Raw genomic sequence first — 16797 nt, 5'->3', positions numbered from 1 at the left:
AGGATTTCGAGTTTATGTGGCTCTTTTATTCTTATTATACTAATGTCGCAGATTGTGAAACATTTAGTTTTATTAACCGTAGAATAGTAATATAAGTATCCTGGATTCGAATTGGAGGTAGATTATTATGTATGGTATTGAACCTATATTCTGGCTAAAATTGGTCTTTTTGCTTGTAATTTTTTCATTATTATTTATTATTTTTAATGCAGTTATGAGAAAGTGGTTGAAGGTTGAAAAGAAAAAGGTTTTTTCACATAACCATGTGAATGGCAAACACCAAAAAATGGATTGGACTATTAGAATAATCTTCATCATTTTCTTAATATTGGGCTCTTCAATTAATGTCACGCGGGATTATACAGAAAGAATCTGGTTCTTAGAGCCATGGTATATATTATTTGGTTTAATTATATTGTCCGAGGCTGTTCGAGCATTTATGGAATGGAGATATGCGGATAATAAAAACGCATACATTTTCACTTTGAGTCAGTTAGTATTTGGCATATTATTAGTAGTTTCAATATTAACAACTGACTTTTTTGGAATGGTTTAAGGAATTTTGTTCAGGAAATTTAGCTCTTCTCTGGTTATGCAAAGAAGCATCTACCTGTTTCTAATAGTTGTAGGAAGGTGACAGACAGGCAACCTCCATAAGATTACCGAAAAAAGTGAGTATTGGTTGGGACAATCGCCACAATCAATACTCACTAAAAATTCATTCGGTAATTCTATAGCATAAAGACTGTCCTAAGCACCTCGAAAACGATAGACACAGGTTTTGACCTTAAAGAACTGGGCATCTTATTTTGCTCGGTTTTTCTTATTCAACTAACATTAAATGCGCTGTTAAATTGAAGAGCATGTTCTTACCACGAATTATCCCTCTAAAAACAGGGCTTGATATTATGCTAGTGATTTATGGTGGAATGGACATTTGCCTTGAATTGGCTCTATATCGTCACCAATAAAAGATTGTTTCCATTCATTATGTGTTGGGTCTCCGAAGTGACCAATATCTGGATGTTTGGGTAGCTGATCCCAGGCTTCTACACGTTTGCGAACTTTTTCACGTGACATAATACCGCCTTTTTCAGTTCCCTCTAATCCTTCAAATATTTTGCGAGGCTGGAATCCAAGAACCATCGCATTTCCCAGATGACGTGTCTTTCGCTTTTTATATGCAGGAGCATTTCCGAACACGAAGATTGGCTCTCCATTAAATCGGAAATCCCATAAATAGTGTTCAGGATCTCGAGGACTGTCTTCTGGCCATTCCACTTCATCGACATCATGTAAGTATTGAAGAATATCCCAAAATTGCTTTCGATAATCGTCGATTGACCCCTCTTGCTCAAAAGGCTCAACAAACACAAAGAGTCCATGTCGCTTATAGTTTGGTAATTTAAACAACTTAAGAAAACCTTCTACTGCAGACGGTAGATTACTCCAGTCGTTTTGATTGATGTAAGCGTAGCGAAGCTCGCCTTTTAGTTCTCCACTCATTCCAAAAAAACATGGAAACGTTTTATCCGTTACCGTGTTATGAAAAGTTTCGTATTCTTTGTAGAGCCAACTAGGCAAGTCTGTTCTAGTATGAAAATCTTCTTTTGTTAATAAAGCAAGTTCTTTCGTTATCATACGATCTCCTCCACTATCTTTATTCACGTCTTTATCTGTCTAGTCTTTACCCCATCTTAAATTTCCTAAAACAACTATGTTCAAAAGAAATTAAATTCATAAAAAGGTTATAAATTGAAAAATGAAGGGAATAGAAAAGGAATGAACTAAAAAAGTGGAGGATGACTTATGGTAGAAATAATTCAAGATCAATCTCAAGTATATTGTCAAAGTGAATATGGCACGCTTCAAAAAGTTGTCTTATGTGAACCTCAATACATGGAAATTAAAGAAGTGATTAATGATGTTCAAAAAAAATATATAGATGATAATATTGACCGTTCTCTTGCTATTTCTCAGCATCAGGTATTTGAACAAACTTTACGGGATGCGGGCGTGGAAGTGATTAAACTACGACCAAGTAAAGACCACCCTGAACAAGTCTTTACTAGAGATGTTGGTTTTACTTTGGGCAATCGCTTATTTATTTCCAAAATGGCGAATCCGATTCGTCAGGGAGAAGAGAAAATATTAGCTCATTGGATGAGTGAAAATCAAATTTCTTATAAGAAGCTTTTAACGGATTCCATTGAAGGTGGCGATGTAATCGTGGATGGGAATCGTGTGTTTATTGGAATTAGCGATCGTACATGTATGAAAGCTGTTCAAGCCCTGCAAATAGAATTACCGGATTTTGAGATTCTACCTATTCCTTTTAATCCTAAATATTTGCATCTAGACTGTGTGTTCAATATTCTTTCTTCAAAAGATGCGTTGATTTTTCCCGATGCGCTTGATCCAAAAATCATGAATCTTTTGTCGAGCATGTATCATTTAATCGAAGTGAGCGAAAATGAGCAGTTCTCAATGGGGACGAATGTGTTGTCTATTGGTCAAAATCAGGTGTTTAGTTTGCCACAAAATCATGGAGTAAATCATCAGCTGAGACAGCATGGATATCAAGTGTTGGAGGTTGATTTTTCGGAAATCATTAAATCAGGTGGGTCATTCCGATGCTGTTCAATGCCAATTTTGCGCCATTAAGAAAATGTCAGGTAGTATTTTATGTGGAGTAGATGTTATTTTATGCATTAAAAAGTGAGCTTGGAGATATTTCTCCAAGCTCGTTTTTCTATACAAGATAATATTAAACTTCTTGAAACTGTATATTATGCAATCTAGCAAATATACCATCCTGTGCCACTAAGTCACTATAGCTGCCATCCTCTGCAATCCCATCCTCTGTTACGACAAGTACACGGTCTGCATCACGAATAGTTGCCAGTCTATGTGCAATAATAAGTGTAGTACGATTCTCAGCAAGTTCCATTAAAGATTTCTGAATAAATCGTTCGGTTTCTGTATCAAGAGCCGATGTAGCCTCATCCAAAATTAGAATCGGCGGGTTTTTCAGGAACATTCGGGCTATCGCTAGTCGCTGTTTCTGTCCACCAGATAACTTAAGCCCACGTTCCCCGATTTGTGTATCATAGCCTTCTGGAAGAGAAGCGATCATATCCTCTAAATGTGCCTTTTTGGCTGCATCACGAATTTCTGCTTCACTCGCATCTTTTTTACCGTAAGCAATATTTTCACGAATGGATCCTGTAAACAAGAACACGTCTTGTTGCACAATACCAATTTGGGAACGCAATGATTTCATCGTAATATCTTGAATGTTCAATCCGTCAACCGATATGGCACCCTCTTGAACGTCGTAAAACCTTGGGATAAGTGAACAAATAGTAGTTTTTCCTGCGCCAGATGGACCTACAAAAGCAATAGTTTCTCCTGCTTTGATCGACAAATTAATATTATCTAATACAGGTTTATGTTCATCATATCGGAAACTGACCTGTTTAAAGGTAATATCTCCTTTTAAATGCTGTACAGTAAGTGCATTAGGCTTGTCCTGAACTTCAGGATCCTGATCAACAAGCTCTAGGAAGCGTTTGAATCCAGCCATCCCTTTCGGATATAGCTCAAGTAGTGCGGTAATTTTATCAACTGGTTTGATTAACACGTTGACATATAACACAAAGCTTACAAGCTCTCCGTATTTAAGAATGCCTTTGTACGTAAACCAAGCTCCTACAACAAGCACGACCAATGTTACAAGACGAGTTAACATATAAATACTGGAATGTGTACCAGCCATCACTTTATAAGCAACGAGCTTAGCTAAACGGAATTGCCCATTATCCTTTTTAAAACGTGCTATTTCGAACTCTTCATTTGTAAATGATTGAACGACACGAACACCAGAAACACTGTCCTCTACACGTGCATTTACATCAGCAATTTTACCATACATATTCTTCCAAGCCTTATTCATCATAATGTTACCGTACGTTGCTACGATGGATAAAAATGGAACCATGACAATAGCGATAATTGCAAGTTCTGGATTGATATTGTACATTATCGTAAACGCTCCGATTACTGTCATAATCGCTATAAATAAATCCTCGGGACCGTGATGAGCAAGTTCACCAATATCAAATAGATCATTCGTAATTCGACTCATAATATGACCTGTCTTTGTATTATCGAAGAATCGAAACGACTGACGTTGAACATGATTGAATAGCTGCTGTCTCATGTCAGTTTCGATATTAATCCCGAGCTTATGCCCAAAATAACTTACAACATACTGTAGAAAAGTACTGAATATATAGACTATTAATAGTAGAATACTAATTCGTGTAATCATGCTCCAATCACCAGTAGGCAATAATTCATCGATAAACCATTTAACTGCTAATGGATATGCAAGCTCTAAAATTGCCACAAATACAGCACTGCTGAAGTCAATGATAAAAAGTCGTTTATGCGGTTTGTAATATGAAAAAAACTGCTTGAGCATTAAAATCACCCTTTCTTCCTTCTGTCATAACGACTATTATAACTAACAATTTCAAAAGTCGAAATAATTAATTTAGATTGAAGAGATAATTATTCCAATTTTTGATAATTTTAAGATGTGAATTATATTCTAGTTCGTTGATATAACTGCTTTTCTAAGAGTAAACTTCCTAGTTGAAAAATAAAAGGTTTTTTGACAATTGAAAAAGGGAAGTTTATAATATGTGTCTTGTTAAAGTAAGGACTTTAGGGAATTTCATATGTATTTTCTATAGTTTTCGAAATTAGAAAAGAGGTAAAAAGATGGCAACAAGAGAGGAAATAGTTAAATCCGTCCCGCAAAAAGGGTTCTTTGGTCATCCGAAAGGATTACTATCATTGTTTTTCACGGAATTTTGGGAGCGCTTTTCCTACTACGGAATGCGTGCCATATTAATTTACTACATGTACTACGAAGTGACGCAGGGAGGACTAGGTTTAGAGCGATCTACTGCTAACTCAATTATGGCTGTGTATGGTTCACTTGTTTACATGTCTGGGATTATTGGAGGTTGGATCGCTGACCGTCTATTTGGTACAACGAAAACCGTTTTCTACGGTGGTGTTCTGATAATGTTTGGTCATATTGTTTTGGCATTCCCTGGAGGTTTGACTACTCTGTTTTTATCGATGGCATTAATCATCCTCGGGACAGGCTTGTTGAAACCAAACATTTCTAGTATTATCGGCGATTTGTATTCTAAAGAAGATACTCGACGTGATTCAGGATTTAGTATTTTCTACATGGGGATCAATATGGGAGCGTTTATCGCACCATTAATAGTTGGAACAATTGGTCTAGAGTATAACTTCCATTTAGGGTTTGGGATTGCTGCAGTCGGTATGGCACTAGGATTAATCGTATTTTTAATCACGAAAAAGAAATATCTAGGGTTAGCTGGTACTTATGTGCCAAATCCAATGTCTAAAGAAGAACGTAAAAAAGTATTAACTAAAATTGGTATTGCTATAGTTATTATTCTAATTGTTGGATATATATTGATTCAACAAGGTATTCTAACGATTGACGGATTCATCATGACAGTCTCTATTCTAGGTATAGTAATCCCTACTTTGTACTTTATCGTTATGTACAGAAGCAGTAAAACAACTGAGGATGAAAAGTCGCGACTACTTGCATACATTCCATTATTTGTCGCAGCTATGATGTTTTGGGCAATTCAAGAACAAGGCTCTAACATTTTAGCCCAATATGCGGATGAACGAGTAGATCTAATGATTGGATCATTTGAAATTTCACCTGCCTGGTTCCAATCTTTAAATCCATTATTCATCATTGCACTTGCACCAGTGTTTGCTTGGATGTGGTTGAAACTTGGTGACAGACAGCCTTCAACTCCAAAAAAATTCTCGTTTGGGTTGCTCTTTGCTGGGTTGTCCTTTATCGTCATGATAATTCCAGCGTACTTCAATGGAACAGACTCTCTTGTTAGTCCTTTCTGGCTTGTACTGAGCTTTTTCCTTGTAGTATTAGGTGAATTATTATTATCACCAGTTGGTTTATCTGCTACTACAAAGCTTGCACCAGGAGCGTTTGCTGCTCAAACAATGAGTTTATGGTTCATGACGAACGCATCGGCGCAAGCTATCAATGCACAAGTAGTTAAACTTTATACGCCGGAAAATGAAATTATTTACTTCGGTGTCATTGGGGTAGTAGCTTTAGTTATTGGTTTATTACTATATTTTATGACTCCACTAATTCAAAAATATATGCGTGGCATTAAATAATTCCAAAATAATGAAACTTTTTAAGTGATCATCCCGTAAAGTAAGTATCTTACTGAGAAGGGATGATTATTTTTTATGAAAAAATGGACAGCACTATTATCGGTAGTAACCTTATCATTAGGCCTGGCTGCATGTAACGAAACTGCAACGCCGGTACAAGAAAAAGAGGTAACAGAAACTAGTAAACTAACTTTACATGAAGTTTATGACAAGTCCATGAAAGCTTCAGAAGAGTTAAAAAGCGTAAAAGGTACAATTGATATGAAGCAGACAATGACTATTCCAAGTGAAGAAATGACGCTGGATATCACATCTGTGATGGATATGGAATATATAATAGACCCTATGCAAATGCATCAAAAAGGTACAACCACTATGATGGGTATTGGTGAAGGTGGGGAATCTCAAGCGACTAAGATGGAGACTTATATTACGGAAGATGCAATGTATGTGTATGAAGGTACTACTGCACAATGGATGAAGTTTCCTCAGGAAATGGTGGACCAAATGATGGGTGCTGCGAACCAAACAGATCCTGCAACCCAACTGCAACCTCTACAAGAATATTTAGAAAAAGTGAAATTTGAACAAGATGATGAAAACTATATTTTAACACTTAAGGGTAGTGGTGAAGAGTTTACGAGTCTTGTGAAAGATCAGGTAGATGAAGCACTTCAAAGCCTTACAGCAGATGAAAATGTTAACTTAGACTTTACAATTCATACTGTTGATTACCTAGTTCATATTGATAAAAAGACATTCCAAACAAATAAAATGGATGTGGTTATAGATATGGATATGTCAATGGAAGGCAAAACAGTGAACATGAAAATAGACGCTAAAACTGACTTCTCTAAATTCAATGAAATAGATGAAATCGTTGTTCCTCAAGAGGTTATTGATAGTGCTACTGAAATTTAAATGAATAGTTAGTGTCTAAAAGACTATTGTAATTGTTGCGAAAAATCAACAATTGCAATAGTCTTTTTGAATTAGGGCTATAATGTAGTAAGATATAATTGGACTAAAATAGGTTGAAATGGCATATACGTGTATTGTCAATTGAAAATCATTTTCATTTAATCGTTGACATGAATTGTCAAGATGCTATAATTGGACTTGTGATTAATTGATAATGATTTTCAATATCGCCCTTTCACAAAAAGAATGACGAGGATAGTTATGAAAAAAAGATATCTTGTAATTGTACTAGTAGCACTTTCTCTCTTATCTCTCTTTGTTGGTGTTTCAAGCATTTCGCCAATGGATTTATTAGATTTTAACTCGGAAGAGACTGAAATTTTTCTTATAAGCAGAGTACCAAGATTAATCGCCATTATACTTGCAGGAGCGGGGATGAGCATTGCTGGTCTAATCATGCAAAGTCTTAGTAGGAATAAGTTTGTATCCCCTACTACAGCAGGTACGCTTGATGCAACTCGCTTAGGAATTTTAATCTCGATGCTTGTATTTACAAACGCAACATATTTCCAAAAGATATCCTTTGCATTTATATTCGCTTTAGCAGGAACACTGCTTTTCATGCAAATCTTGAATCGGATTAAATTTAAAGATGCAATATTTGTTCCACTTGTCGGGTTAATGTTCGGGAATATCTTAGCTTCTATCACGACGTTTTTCGCTTATAAATCAGATATTGTTCAAAATATTTCTGTCTGGTTACAAGGAGATTTTTCCTTAATATTAAAAGGCAGATATGAACTACTTTACATAAGTGTACCAGTACTGGTTATCGCCTATATTTTCGCAAATCGCTTTACTGTTGCAGGGATGGGTGAAGATTTTGCGAAAAATCTTGGTCTATCGTACAACAAAGTATTGAATCTAGGTCTAGTACTAGTCGCTTTAATCTCTACGACTGTTGTTCTGACGGTCGGAATGATTCCATTTTTAGGATTAATCATCCCGAATATTGTCTCAATCTTTAAGGGAGATCATTTAGAGAAAACATTACCGCATACAGCATTACTAGGAGTTATTTTCTTATTGATTTGCGATATTTTAGGCAGGGTAATTATATTCCCTTATGAAATTCCGATTAGCATGACTGTTGGTGTAATCGGAAGTGCAATCTTCCTATTCTTGTTGTTTAGGGGGAAGGCATATGCGTAACAGTACGAAAATGATGATATTAATAGGCTTAGTTTTAGTTTCTATAGCACTATATTTATTTCAAGGATTAAATGGAAGCTATGATTATGCATTACCCCGACGTGCGATTAAAGTATTGGCAATGGCGCTAACAGGAGTAGCAATAGCATATTCAACTGTAATCTTTCAAACAATTACACATAACAGAATCTTAACACCGAGTGTAATGGGGCTTGACTCCCTATATATGCTTGTCCAAACGGTTATTTATTTCTTCTTTGGCTCCATGTCCATTTTAGTTATTAACAAGAACTTTAATTTTGCTATCTCAGTTATTGCAATGATTGTATTTGCTTTATTACTGTATAAATTTTTGTTCAAGGCGGGAAAACGTCCAATTTACTTCTTGCTGCTTGTTGGGATAATCCTTGGGACATTTATGGGAAGTATTACAACATTCCTTCAGGTACTCATAGATCCGAACGAGTTTACAAGCTTACAAAACAAATTGTTTGCGAGCTTTAATAATGTAAATGGAGATCTGGTTTGGCTAGCATTAGTTATTATTACTTTAACGGTTATATATGGCTGGCGAAGCATACGAGAATTAGATGTACTTTCTCTAGGTCGAGACAATGCCATTAACCTGGGTGTGGATTATGATAAAATCGTCAAAAAAATGCTTGTTTTGTCATCGGTTTTGATTGCAACTTCTACTGCACTTGTTGGACCAATTACATTTTTCGGTCTAATTGTTGCAAACTTATCGTATCAGTTTTTTAACACATTCAAGCATTCTACACTAATAATCGGAGCAAGTTTGATAAGTTTAGTAGCTTTGATCGGAGGTCAATGGATAGTAGAACGTATTTTCACCTTCGAAACAACACTGAGCGTCATTATAAACTTCATCGGAGGAGTTTACTTCATCTACTTACTATTAAAGGAGAGTCGAGCTAAATCATGATCCAAGTAAAAGAGGTTTCTAAGTATTTTGCTAAAAAACCAGTTGTGGATAATGTAAGTGTAAATATTCAGTCCGGGAAAATAACTTCGTTTATTGGACCTAATGGAGCTGGAAAATCCACGCTATTATCAATGGTTAGTCGTTTATTGGATGCGGATACTGGTGAGGTTCTATTAGATAAATCAGATGTACGTAAATGGAAATCTAATGATTTTTCAAAACGCATTTCCATTTTAAAGCAATCCAACTATATGAATGTACGTTTAACTATTCGTGAATTAGTGGCATTTGGACGTTTTCCATACTCAAAGGGACGTTTAAATGCGGAAGACGAGAAAATGGTCGACCAAGCAATTGAATATATGAATCTAGGTGACCTTGAGGATAGTTATTTAGATGAACTTTCCGGTGGTCAGCGCCAACGGGCATTTATTGCCATGGTTATTGCCCAAGATACGGAATACATCTTACTGGATGAACCTTTAAATAATCTAGATATGAAGCACTCTGTTCAAATTATGAAAATCTTACGTAAATTGGTTGAAGATCTTGGTAAGACAGTGGTAATTGTTTTACATGATATTAACTTTGCTTCGGTATATTCGGATTTTATCGTAGCTTTAAAAGATGGTCGTGTTATTAAAGACGGACCAACACATGAAATTATTAACTCCGATGCGTTAAAAGAGATTTATGACATGGATATCCCTATCCAAGAAATGAATAGCTGTCGCATCTGTGTATATTTTAACTCATAAGAAAAGAGGAATAGAACAAATGAAAAACTGGAAATTAGTATCGATTATATTTGCTTTACTCGTATTACTTTTAGCTGCATGTGGTGGAGAAGATGATGTTAAAGAAGATTCATCCACTACTGATGATAAAGCTACAGAAGAAACAAGTGGTTCAGAAGAAGCATCTGTATACCCACTAACAATTGCTCAGCCTGAAGGATACGCTGAAGTAACATTAGAAGAAAAACCAGAAACAGTTGTAGTATTTGACTTTGGTTTCCTTGATACTTTAGATTCTCTTGGTGTGGACGTAACTGCAGTTCCACAAGCTAATGTTCCTACCTATTTAAACAAATATGCGGATGAAGCTGCGTACAAAAATGCTGGGGGAATAAAAGAACCTGATTTCGAAGCTATTGCTGCCATGAACCCGGATGTTATCTTCATCTCTGGACGTCAAGCGGACGCTTATGAAGAGTTAAGCAAAATTGCTAAAACTGTTTATGTTGGTGTAGATACAACTGACTACATGAATTCTTTCAAAGCAAATACAGAATTAGCAGGTAAAATCTTTGGTGAAGAAGAAAAAGCGACAGCAGCATTAGAAGAAATAGATACTAAAATTGCAGAAATAACAGAAAAAACTAATGGTATGGAAGAAAAAGCTTTAATCGTTCTTGCATCTGAAGGTGAATTAAGTGCTTATGGTGCCGGATCACGTTTCGGTGTGATTCATGATGTATACGGTTTTAAACAATCGGATGAAAACCTAGAAGTTTCTACTCATGGTCAAAGCGTTGCTTACGAGTACGTTCTTGAGAAAAATCCAGACATTCTATTTGTTGTGGATCGGGATGCAATTATGGCTGGTGAAGGTGAATCTGCTACAAAATCTGCAATTGAAAATGATATTGTAAACAAAACAAATGCTGCTCAAAACGACAACATTATCTACTTAGATCCAGAAGTTTGGTACTTGGCTGGTGGCGGTATCGAATCTGAAAAAGCTAAAATTGATGCTGTATTAGAGGCGCTTAAATAATACGTTATCAAATAAATTGAATATAAGTAAATGGAGAAAAACACTATGTTTTTCTCCATTTTTTTCTTCAAAAAATATAAACGTATGTGTTCCAAGTATTGAACAGTTCCAACAATAAGCTTTATCATAGCCTAGTGATAGAACCATTAAAGAGTAATTCCCTTCTTATTTAAAAGTATCCATTGTACATCCTTAAACTTCTAGCTTATAATTTTGTTAATGGATAGGGGGGATTTTGTGAAGAAATTGTTTTATCCACTTGGCCTAGTAACATTATTAGGATTTGCCGCACTTTTTTTATATCTTGAAACGAAAGAAATAATTCAGTTCGATTCTCAAATGGCACATTTGCTTGGTGACAATAGAGTAATTGGATTATTCCATTACCTAGGGGAAACTAAATTTATTGTTTTTATTATGCTCTTATTAATAGCTTTTTTATGGTTTCGTTCGAATAATTATCGTGGAATGCTATTTGTCGTATTTACAGTAGGACTTGGTAATGTGATGAATCAATTTATTAAAAAATGGGTTGAAAGAGAGCGTCCAGATGTACCACAACAATTAGAGAGTTTTAGTTTCCCTTCTGGACATGCGATGGTGGGAATATTGTATTTGTTTACGATAGCTTTCTTTTTAACAGAGCATCAATCGAACAAATTAATCCGAGTATTAATCTGGATAGGTGCTGTTTTTATCACCATAATGGTAGGGCTATCTCGAATTGCGGAACATAGACATTACGCATCAGATGTTTTGGCAGGGTGGATGATTGGGTATACTTGGTTTGTAATTGTGGCACTGTGGTATGAATATAGAAACAAAGCTTTTAAAAAGCATACATTGTAAAAACCTTTCCTCGTTTGGAAAGGTTTTTTTAAAAGGAGTGTATACATGTTTGAATTACCCGAGGAGCTTGTCAAACTAGGCATGGAACGTATAGAGGGATATCCGGTTGAAGGTTTTGTCAAAGGAAAGGGACCAAAAACCCCTAGTATTTTGCTCATAGGTGAAGCACCTGGAGAAAATGAGGCGATAAAAGGAGTACCATTTATAGGTAGGGCTGGTGATGAATTAAGTAAATCACTGGCAAGTATAGGTTTGACCAGAGATGACGTATATATGACGAGTGCTGTCCGAAGCCGGCCATATGTATGGAGAGAAAAAAAGGAAAAGAATGGGGAGCTAACACAAAGGAAGTATAACCGTCCTCCTACTCAATCAGAAGTGGTAGCACATGCACCTATATTAGATTATGAGTTAAAAAGTATTGTGCCACAAATTATTGTTACATTAGGAAATGTAGGCTTAAAACGACTTTTAGGAAAGGATGCTAAGGTATCCGTGCTACATGGACAATTACTTCAACAGCCAATACGGCATTTGAAATCTTTGGATTCGGCTGAATTTATATGGTCTACTGAAAGTTATTTGATAATTCCTACCTACCATCCTGCCTCTGTGTTTTACCGACCGTCCAACAGAGATTTTCTTGAACAGGATTGGATTAATATTGGAAATTATATAGCAAATAGGAAGTTATAATTTTTTAAAAAACGAGTTATAGTCTTATTAATTGATTATTTGTATACATTTGTATACAATGGTAGTTATGTATACAAACGTATACAAAGGGGGTTATGATATGAAAAGCGAATCACATCCTAGAGGTAGACATGGTCACCGTGACGAACATCATCGCGAAGGAAGACGTAGAGAAAGGCCCGAACAAGCAGAAGAAATTGAAAAAAAACATGGTGCCAAAACGTTTCGACGAGGAAGAGCATTAGCTTTTTATGATATGATGAATATGAAGTCTAATGCATTAAAGAAACAATTGGAAACCCCTGAATTACAGTCGATTAATCCAATTTTAGTGGGTGAATTGAAGGCAGTGGGAACATTAATGGAAGAGTTTGCTCAGTTATTTGAATTATATGAAGTAGAAGAAACTGCTCAAGAAGTTATTGATGAAGAAAAGTCAATTGATACGGAAAGCTTATAAGAGTGAAGTAGTTTAAATACTGTTAGAAAAGCTGTTATGCATTATAAATAGTATAGTCTCACTAAGATATATTTTAAATGGGGGAATGGAAATGTTAGTACAAATTCGTAAATGGACAGTGACTGAAGGAAATGCTGATAAAATTCTTGAGCGTTTTAAGAAAAAGCCAGATCAAGGTCCATCATTAATTGAACAACGTGAAGGTTTCATAGGGCGTGAGCTATTAGTGAAAAATGTTCGTCGCGGTGAAGAAGAGGTATTAATGATTGTTCGTTGGGAATCAGAAGAGGCTTGGAAAGCATGGGAAAAGAGTCCAGAGCATATTGCGGGACATAAAAATAAAATTAAAGAGCATGGTGGAAAACCACCACAGCCTGAATATGTAATCGCTATGGAGCATGGTAGTTACACCGTCGTGGAATAGAAAAGTAGCAGCAATCACGTGAGTATAAAATATATATAATAATCTAGCATTGGATTAAGTGTCTTAAGCACTTTTTCTAATGTTTTTTCATTTATAACTTAAGAAGATAGATGTTATCTTATTAAGTTATAAGAAATTTGCTAAGTGACTATAAGAGGGGAATGATATTTTCGTTGGTTGAAAAAAGTTGTGTTAAGGAAACATTTTGCGTATAATAAATTAAAATCGGTTAAAAAGAAAGAAGTTGGGTCAATGGATGGAAATGTAGCGTTTGCTTTGTTACTTACATTATTTGCTGGTCTTGCAACTGGGATTGGTAGTTTACTATCTTTATTGACATCTCGCACAAATACAAAGTTTTTATCAGTTGCATTAGGTTTTTCAGCGGGTGTCATGATTTATGTATCCTTGGTAGAAATTTTCGTGAAGGCCAAGGATTCTCTTGTAGCAGAGCTTGGAGCGACTAATGGTTATTGGATGACGTTAGTTGGATTTTTCGGTGGGATGGTTGTAATTGCAGTAATCGACCGATTAATACCTACTCTTGGTAATCCCCATGAAGTTAAAAGTGTAGAAGATATGGATGAGAAATTAAGCAACCCAGAGCATACGAAATTAATGAAAATGGGTGTTTTCACAGCTCTTGCAATAGGGATTCATAATTTTCCTGAAGGAATTGCAACTTTCGCATCTGCCTTGCAAGATCCCAATTTAGGGATTGCAATTGCAATTGCAGTAGCAATTCACAATATTCCAGAAGGGATTGCCGTAGCAGTACCTATATACTTTGCAACAGGAAGTCGAAAAAAAGCTTTTAAATTATCCTTCCTATCTGGTTTAGCTGAACCAGTTGGAGCGTTCGTTGCTTATTTAATACTGATGCCGTATTTAAATGGAGCAGTGTTTGGAGTAGTATTTGCAGCAGTAGCGGGAATTATGGTCTTTATTTCATTGGATGAATTACTACCAGCAGCGAAAAAATATGATGAAACCCATTTATCTATTTATGGAGTCGTTGCAGGAATGCTCGTAATGGCCCTAAGTCTTGTACTATTAGCTTAACGATGAAAAAGGCAGTGTAGATTCTCTTAGGAGAGAATAGCACTGCCTTTTATATTGGCCAATAACGTATAAAATCTTCAATCTGTAGAAAACTTTCTATAAGTCCTTACCTACTCCAGCACCTAACGAGTGCGTTCAGCGTCTTTTACCGAAACAATTGTTCCAGTAATGTTCATAGGTACCGCTACAAGTTCGAACTCAGGGAACTGTCCTTTTAGTTTAGAGATGAATTCCTCTTCTGTTCCTTTTTCTACAAGTGAGAGTAGAGTGGGACCAGCACCACTTATACAAGTTCCAAATGCTCCTGCATTTTTGGCTGCAATTTTAATATCCTTACTCTGTGGGATTAAATCAAGGCGGTACGGCTCATGAAATAAATCCTGTTCCATATAAGTTCCTGCTTGTTCAAATGCTTGTGATAGAAATGCTGCAGTTAACAAGTTTGCAGTTGCGCTAGCTTGTGCTGCCTCTTGACGTGTGTAGGTATCTGGTAGTGCTTTTCTAGCCTTTGCAGTTTTTAACTCAAAGTTTGGGATAAATAGCACAAATGATGCCTCTATATGATCCGCATGAAATACATTTATTTCTCCATTTTCTGCATTAGAGGAGATGGTAAAGCCTCCAAAAATCGAAGCTGCTGCGTTATCAGGATGTCCTTCCATTAGTGTCGCAACTTGTAATTTGTCCTGAGAGGTTAGTTGTAATTCCAAGACTTGATTGGCTAACTCTACTCCCGCGACAATGGCAGAGGCACTGCTTCCCATACCGCGTGCTAGTGGAATTTCACTTTTCACTTTCACTGTGCATGGAGGAAGTGAAAAACCATGTAACTCAGCCGTTTTTTCTGCAGCTTGGACAATTAAATGATCCTGTGTGTTTGGAACATTCGGAAGATTACCCGATAAATTTATGATTTCCCAATCAGAGCCTAACTCTACTTCAAGTTCTAAATATTTATCTAGCGCGATACCGATGGAGTCAAAGCCTGGTCCAAGATTTGCTGTACTTGCTGGTATTGATATACACCAAACCATTATGCCAGCACCTCCTCGATAAATGCACTAAGAGCTGGTGCATTGCTTTCCAACTTATGTGGCTCAGCAACTTTTACGTCAATTGCAGTTTGTGGATCTTTTAAGCCGTTACCAGTTAATACTGCAACTACTTTGCTTCCTGCTTTAATTTTCCCGTTTTTTACTGAACGTAATAGACCCGCGATAGAAGCACATGATCCAGGTTCTGCGAAGATACCTTCTCTGCTTGCAATCAGTTTATACGCGTCGATAATTTCTTCATCAGTTACAGCTTCGATAACACCATTTGACTCATCACGTGCTGCTTCTGCACCTTTCCAGCTTGCAGGGTTACCGATACGAATTGCAGTTGCGATTGTTTCTGGGAATTCGATAGGCTTTCCTTGTACAATGGCAGCTGAGCCCTCTGCTTCAAAGCCAAAGATTTGAGGTAGACCTGTTTCTTTTTTCTCGTTATATTCTTTGAACCCTTTCCAGTAAGCAGTAATATTACCTGCGTTTCCTACTGGTATTGCTAGATAGTCAGGTGCAGTACCTAACACATCACAAATTTCAAAGGCGGCTGTCTTCTGTCCTTCAATACGATATGGGTTGACGGAATTCACTAGGGTAATAGGAGATGTTTCGCTAATAGCGCGGACCATTTCAAGCGCAACATCAAAGTTTCCTTCTATTTGAATGACTTCTGCTCCATACATATATGCTTGAGCCAACTTTCCAGCAGCAACTTTACCTTCTGGAATAACGATAACTGCTCGCATTCCAGCACGAGCCGCATATGCAGCTGCCGCAGCCGAAGTGTTTCCCGTAGAAGCACAAATAATTGCTTTGCTTCCTTCTTCTTTTGCTTTTGCAACTGCAAAAACCATGCCTCTATCTTTAAAAGATCCAGTAGGATTTGCTCCTTCTACCTTCACGTATAATTCGATGCCTAATTCTTTTGATAAGTTTTCTAGTTTAATGAGAGGCGTATTACCCTCTAGTAAAGTCAATTTAGGTGTATTTTCTGTTACTGGTAAAAACTTTTTATACTCTTCGATTAATCCTTGCCAAGCCATGATGTATTCCGCCTCTCTGTTCTTCTTGAACAAACATATGTATTTGTATAAAGGACATTTTACTCTAATAAAGTGTAAAA

The 16797-nt window shown here is 36.4% G+C and carries 17 protein-coding genes; 13 read left to right on the top strand and 4 right to left on the bottom strand.

The genetic code is table 11. From position 1 onward, the window contains the following. Positions 1–127 precede the first annotated feature (127 nt). Positions 128–556, top strand: coding sequence for a DUF4181 domain-containing protein (locus ACN6MX_RS17750; RefSeq protein WP_419960135.1), 429 nt, complete (start codon positions 128–130; stop codon positions 554–556). 350 nt (positions 557–906) lie between these two features. Here ACN6MX_RS17750 and ACN6MX_RS17745 read toward each other — a convergent pair whose 3' ends face one another. After that, positions 907–1641, bottom strand: a complete 735-nt coding sequence (locus ACN6MX_RS17745; RefSeq protein ID WP_419960134.1) for a YqcI/YcgG family protein — start codon at positions 1639–1641, stop codon at positions 907–909. A gap of 168 nt (positions 1642–1809) precedes the next feature. On the opposite strand from ACN6MX_RS17745, the gene ACN6MX_RS17740 reads away from it, so the two are divergent. Then, a complete protein-coding gene (locus tag ACN6MX_RS17740; RefSeq protein WP_419960133.1) occupies positions 1810–2664 on the top strand; it encodes a dimethylarginine dimethylaminohydrolase family protein in 855 nt (284 codons plus the stop codon). 103 nt (positions 2665–2767) lie between these two features. Here the strand turns inward: ACN6MX_RS17740 and ACN6MX_RS17735 are convergent, their stop codons facing one another. Then, complete coding sequence (locus ACN6MX_RS17735) at positions 2768–4486, bottom strand: ABC transporter ATP-binding protein (protein ID WP_419962659.1); 1719 nt, start codon at positions 4484–4486, stop codon at positions 2768–2770. A gap of 302 nt (positions 4487–4788) precedes the next feature. On the opposite strand from ACN6MX_RS17735, the gene ACN6MX_RS17730 reads away from it, so the two are divergent. The 11 genes from ACN6MX_RS17730 (at position 4789) to zupT (ending at position 14625) form a co-directional block, all read left to right on the top strand. Next, complete coding sequence (locus ACN6MX_RS17730; RefSeq protein WP_419960132.1) at positions 4789–6276, top strand: peptide MFS transporter; 1488 nt, start codon at positions 4789–4791, stop codon at positions 6274–6276. Positions 6277–6351: 75 nt separating this feature from the next. Beyond that, complete coding sequence (locus tag ACN6MX_RS17725; protein ID WP_419960131.1) at positions 6352–7197, top strand: DUF6612 family protein; 846 nt, start codon at positions 6352–6354, stop codon at positions 7195–7197. 261 nt (positions 7198–7458) lie between these two features. Next, positions 7459–8409 (top strand): ABC transporter permease, encoded by a 951-nt coding sequence (locus ACN6MX_RS17720; RefSeq protein WP_419960130.1) that lies wholly within the window; start codon positions 7459–7461, stop codon positions 8407–8409. Continuing rightward, complete coding sequence (locus ACN6MX_RS17715) at positions 8402–9355, top strand: iron chelate uptake ABC transporter family permease subunit (protein WP_419960129.1); 954 nt, start codon at positions 8402–8404, stop codon at positions 9353–9355. Before ACN6MX_RS17720 ends, ACN6MX_RS17715 begins: the two co-directional genes overlap by 8 nt. Further along, the gene (locus ACN6MX_RS17710; RefSeq protein ID WP_093061620.1) at positions 9352–10113 is read left to right on the top strand and encodes an ABC transporter ATP-binding protein; all 762 of its coding nucleotides are present in this window, start codon (positions 9352–9354) and stop codon (positions 10111–10113) included. Before ACN6MX_RS17715 ends, ACN6MX_RS17710 begins: the two co-directional genes overlap by 4 nt. 19 nt (positions 10114–10132) lie before the next feature. Further along, positions 10133–11134: a siderophore ABC transporter substrate-binding protein gene (locus ACN6MX_RS17705; RefSeq protein ID WP_419960128.1), complete on the top strand. Its 1002-nt coding sequence runs from the start codon at positions 10133–10135 to the stop codon at positions 11132–11134. A gap of 237 nt (positions 11135–11371) precedes the next feature. Then, a complete protein-coding gene (locus ACN6MX_RS17700; RefSeq protein ID WP_419960127.1) occupies positions 11372–11983 on the top strand; it encodes a phosphatase PAP2 family protein in 612 nt (203 codons plus the stop codon). Between the two features lie 45 nt (positions 11984–12028). Beyond that, positions 12029–12679, top strand: a complete 651-nt coding sequence (locus ACN6MX_RS17695; RefSeq protein ID WP_419960126.1) for a uracil-DNA glycosylase — start codon at positions 12029–12031, stop codon at positions 12677–12679. Positions 12680–12779: 100 nt separating this feature from the next. Continuing rightward, positions 12780–13139, top strand: a complete 360-nt coding sequence (locus tag ACN6MX_RS17690) for a hypothetical protein (protein ID WP_419960125.1) — start codon at positions 12780–12782, stop codon at positions 13137–13139. A 91-nt stretch (positions 13140–13230) separates the two neighbouring features. Further along, positions 13231–13563, top strand: coding sequence for an antibiotic biosynthesis monooxygenase family protein (locus ACN6MX_RS17685; RefSeq protein ID WP_419960124.1), 333 nt, complete (start codon positions 13231–13233; stop codon positions 13561–13563). A gap of 252 nt (positions 13564–13815) precedes the next feature. Beyond that, positions 13816–14625, top strand: a complete 810-nt coding sequence (gene zupT, locus ACN6MX_RS17680) for a zinc transporter ZupT (protein ID WP_419960123.1) — start codon at positions 13816–13818, stop codon at positions 14623–14625. A 122-nt stretch (positions 14626–14747) separates the two neighbouring features. On the opposite strand, the gene thrB is transcribed toward zupT, so the two are convergent. Beyond that, the gene (gene thrB / locus ACN6MX_RS17675) at positions 14748–15659 is read right to left on the bottom strand and encodes a homoserine kinase (RefSeq protein ID WP_419960122.1); all 912 of its coding nucleotides are present in this window, start codon (positions 15657–15659) and stop codon (positions 14748–14750) included. Further along, complete coding sequence (thrC, locus tag ACN6MX_RS17670) at positions 15659–16717, bottom strand: threonine synthase (RefSeq protein ID WP_419960121.1); 1059 nt, start codon at positions 16715–16717, stop codon at positions 15659–15661. The genes thrB and thrC overlap by 1 nt, the downstream gene beginning before the upstream one ends. Positions 16718–16797: the final 80 nt, after the last annotated feature.

The sequence above is a fragment of the Psychrobacillus sp. BM2 genome, assembly GCF_048572895.1.
Lineage (GTDB): Bacteria > Bacillota > Bacilli > Bacillales_A > Planococcaceae > Psychrobacillus.
This window is presented reverse-complemented; position numbering and strand designations above follow the sequence as displayed.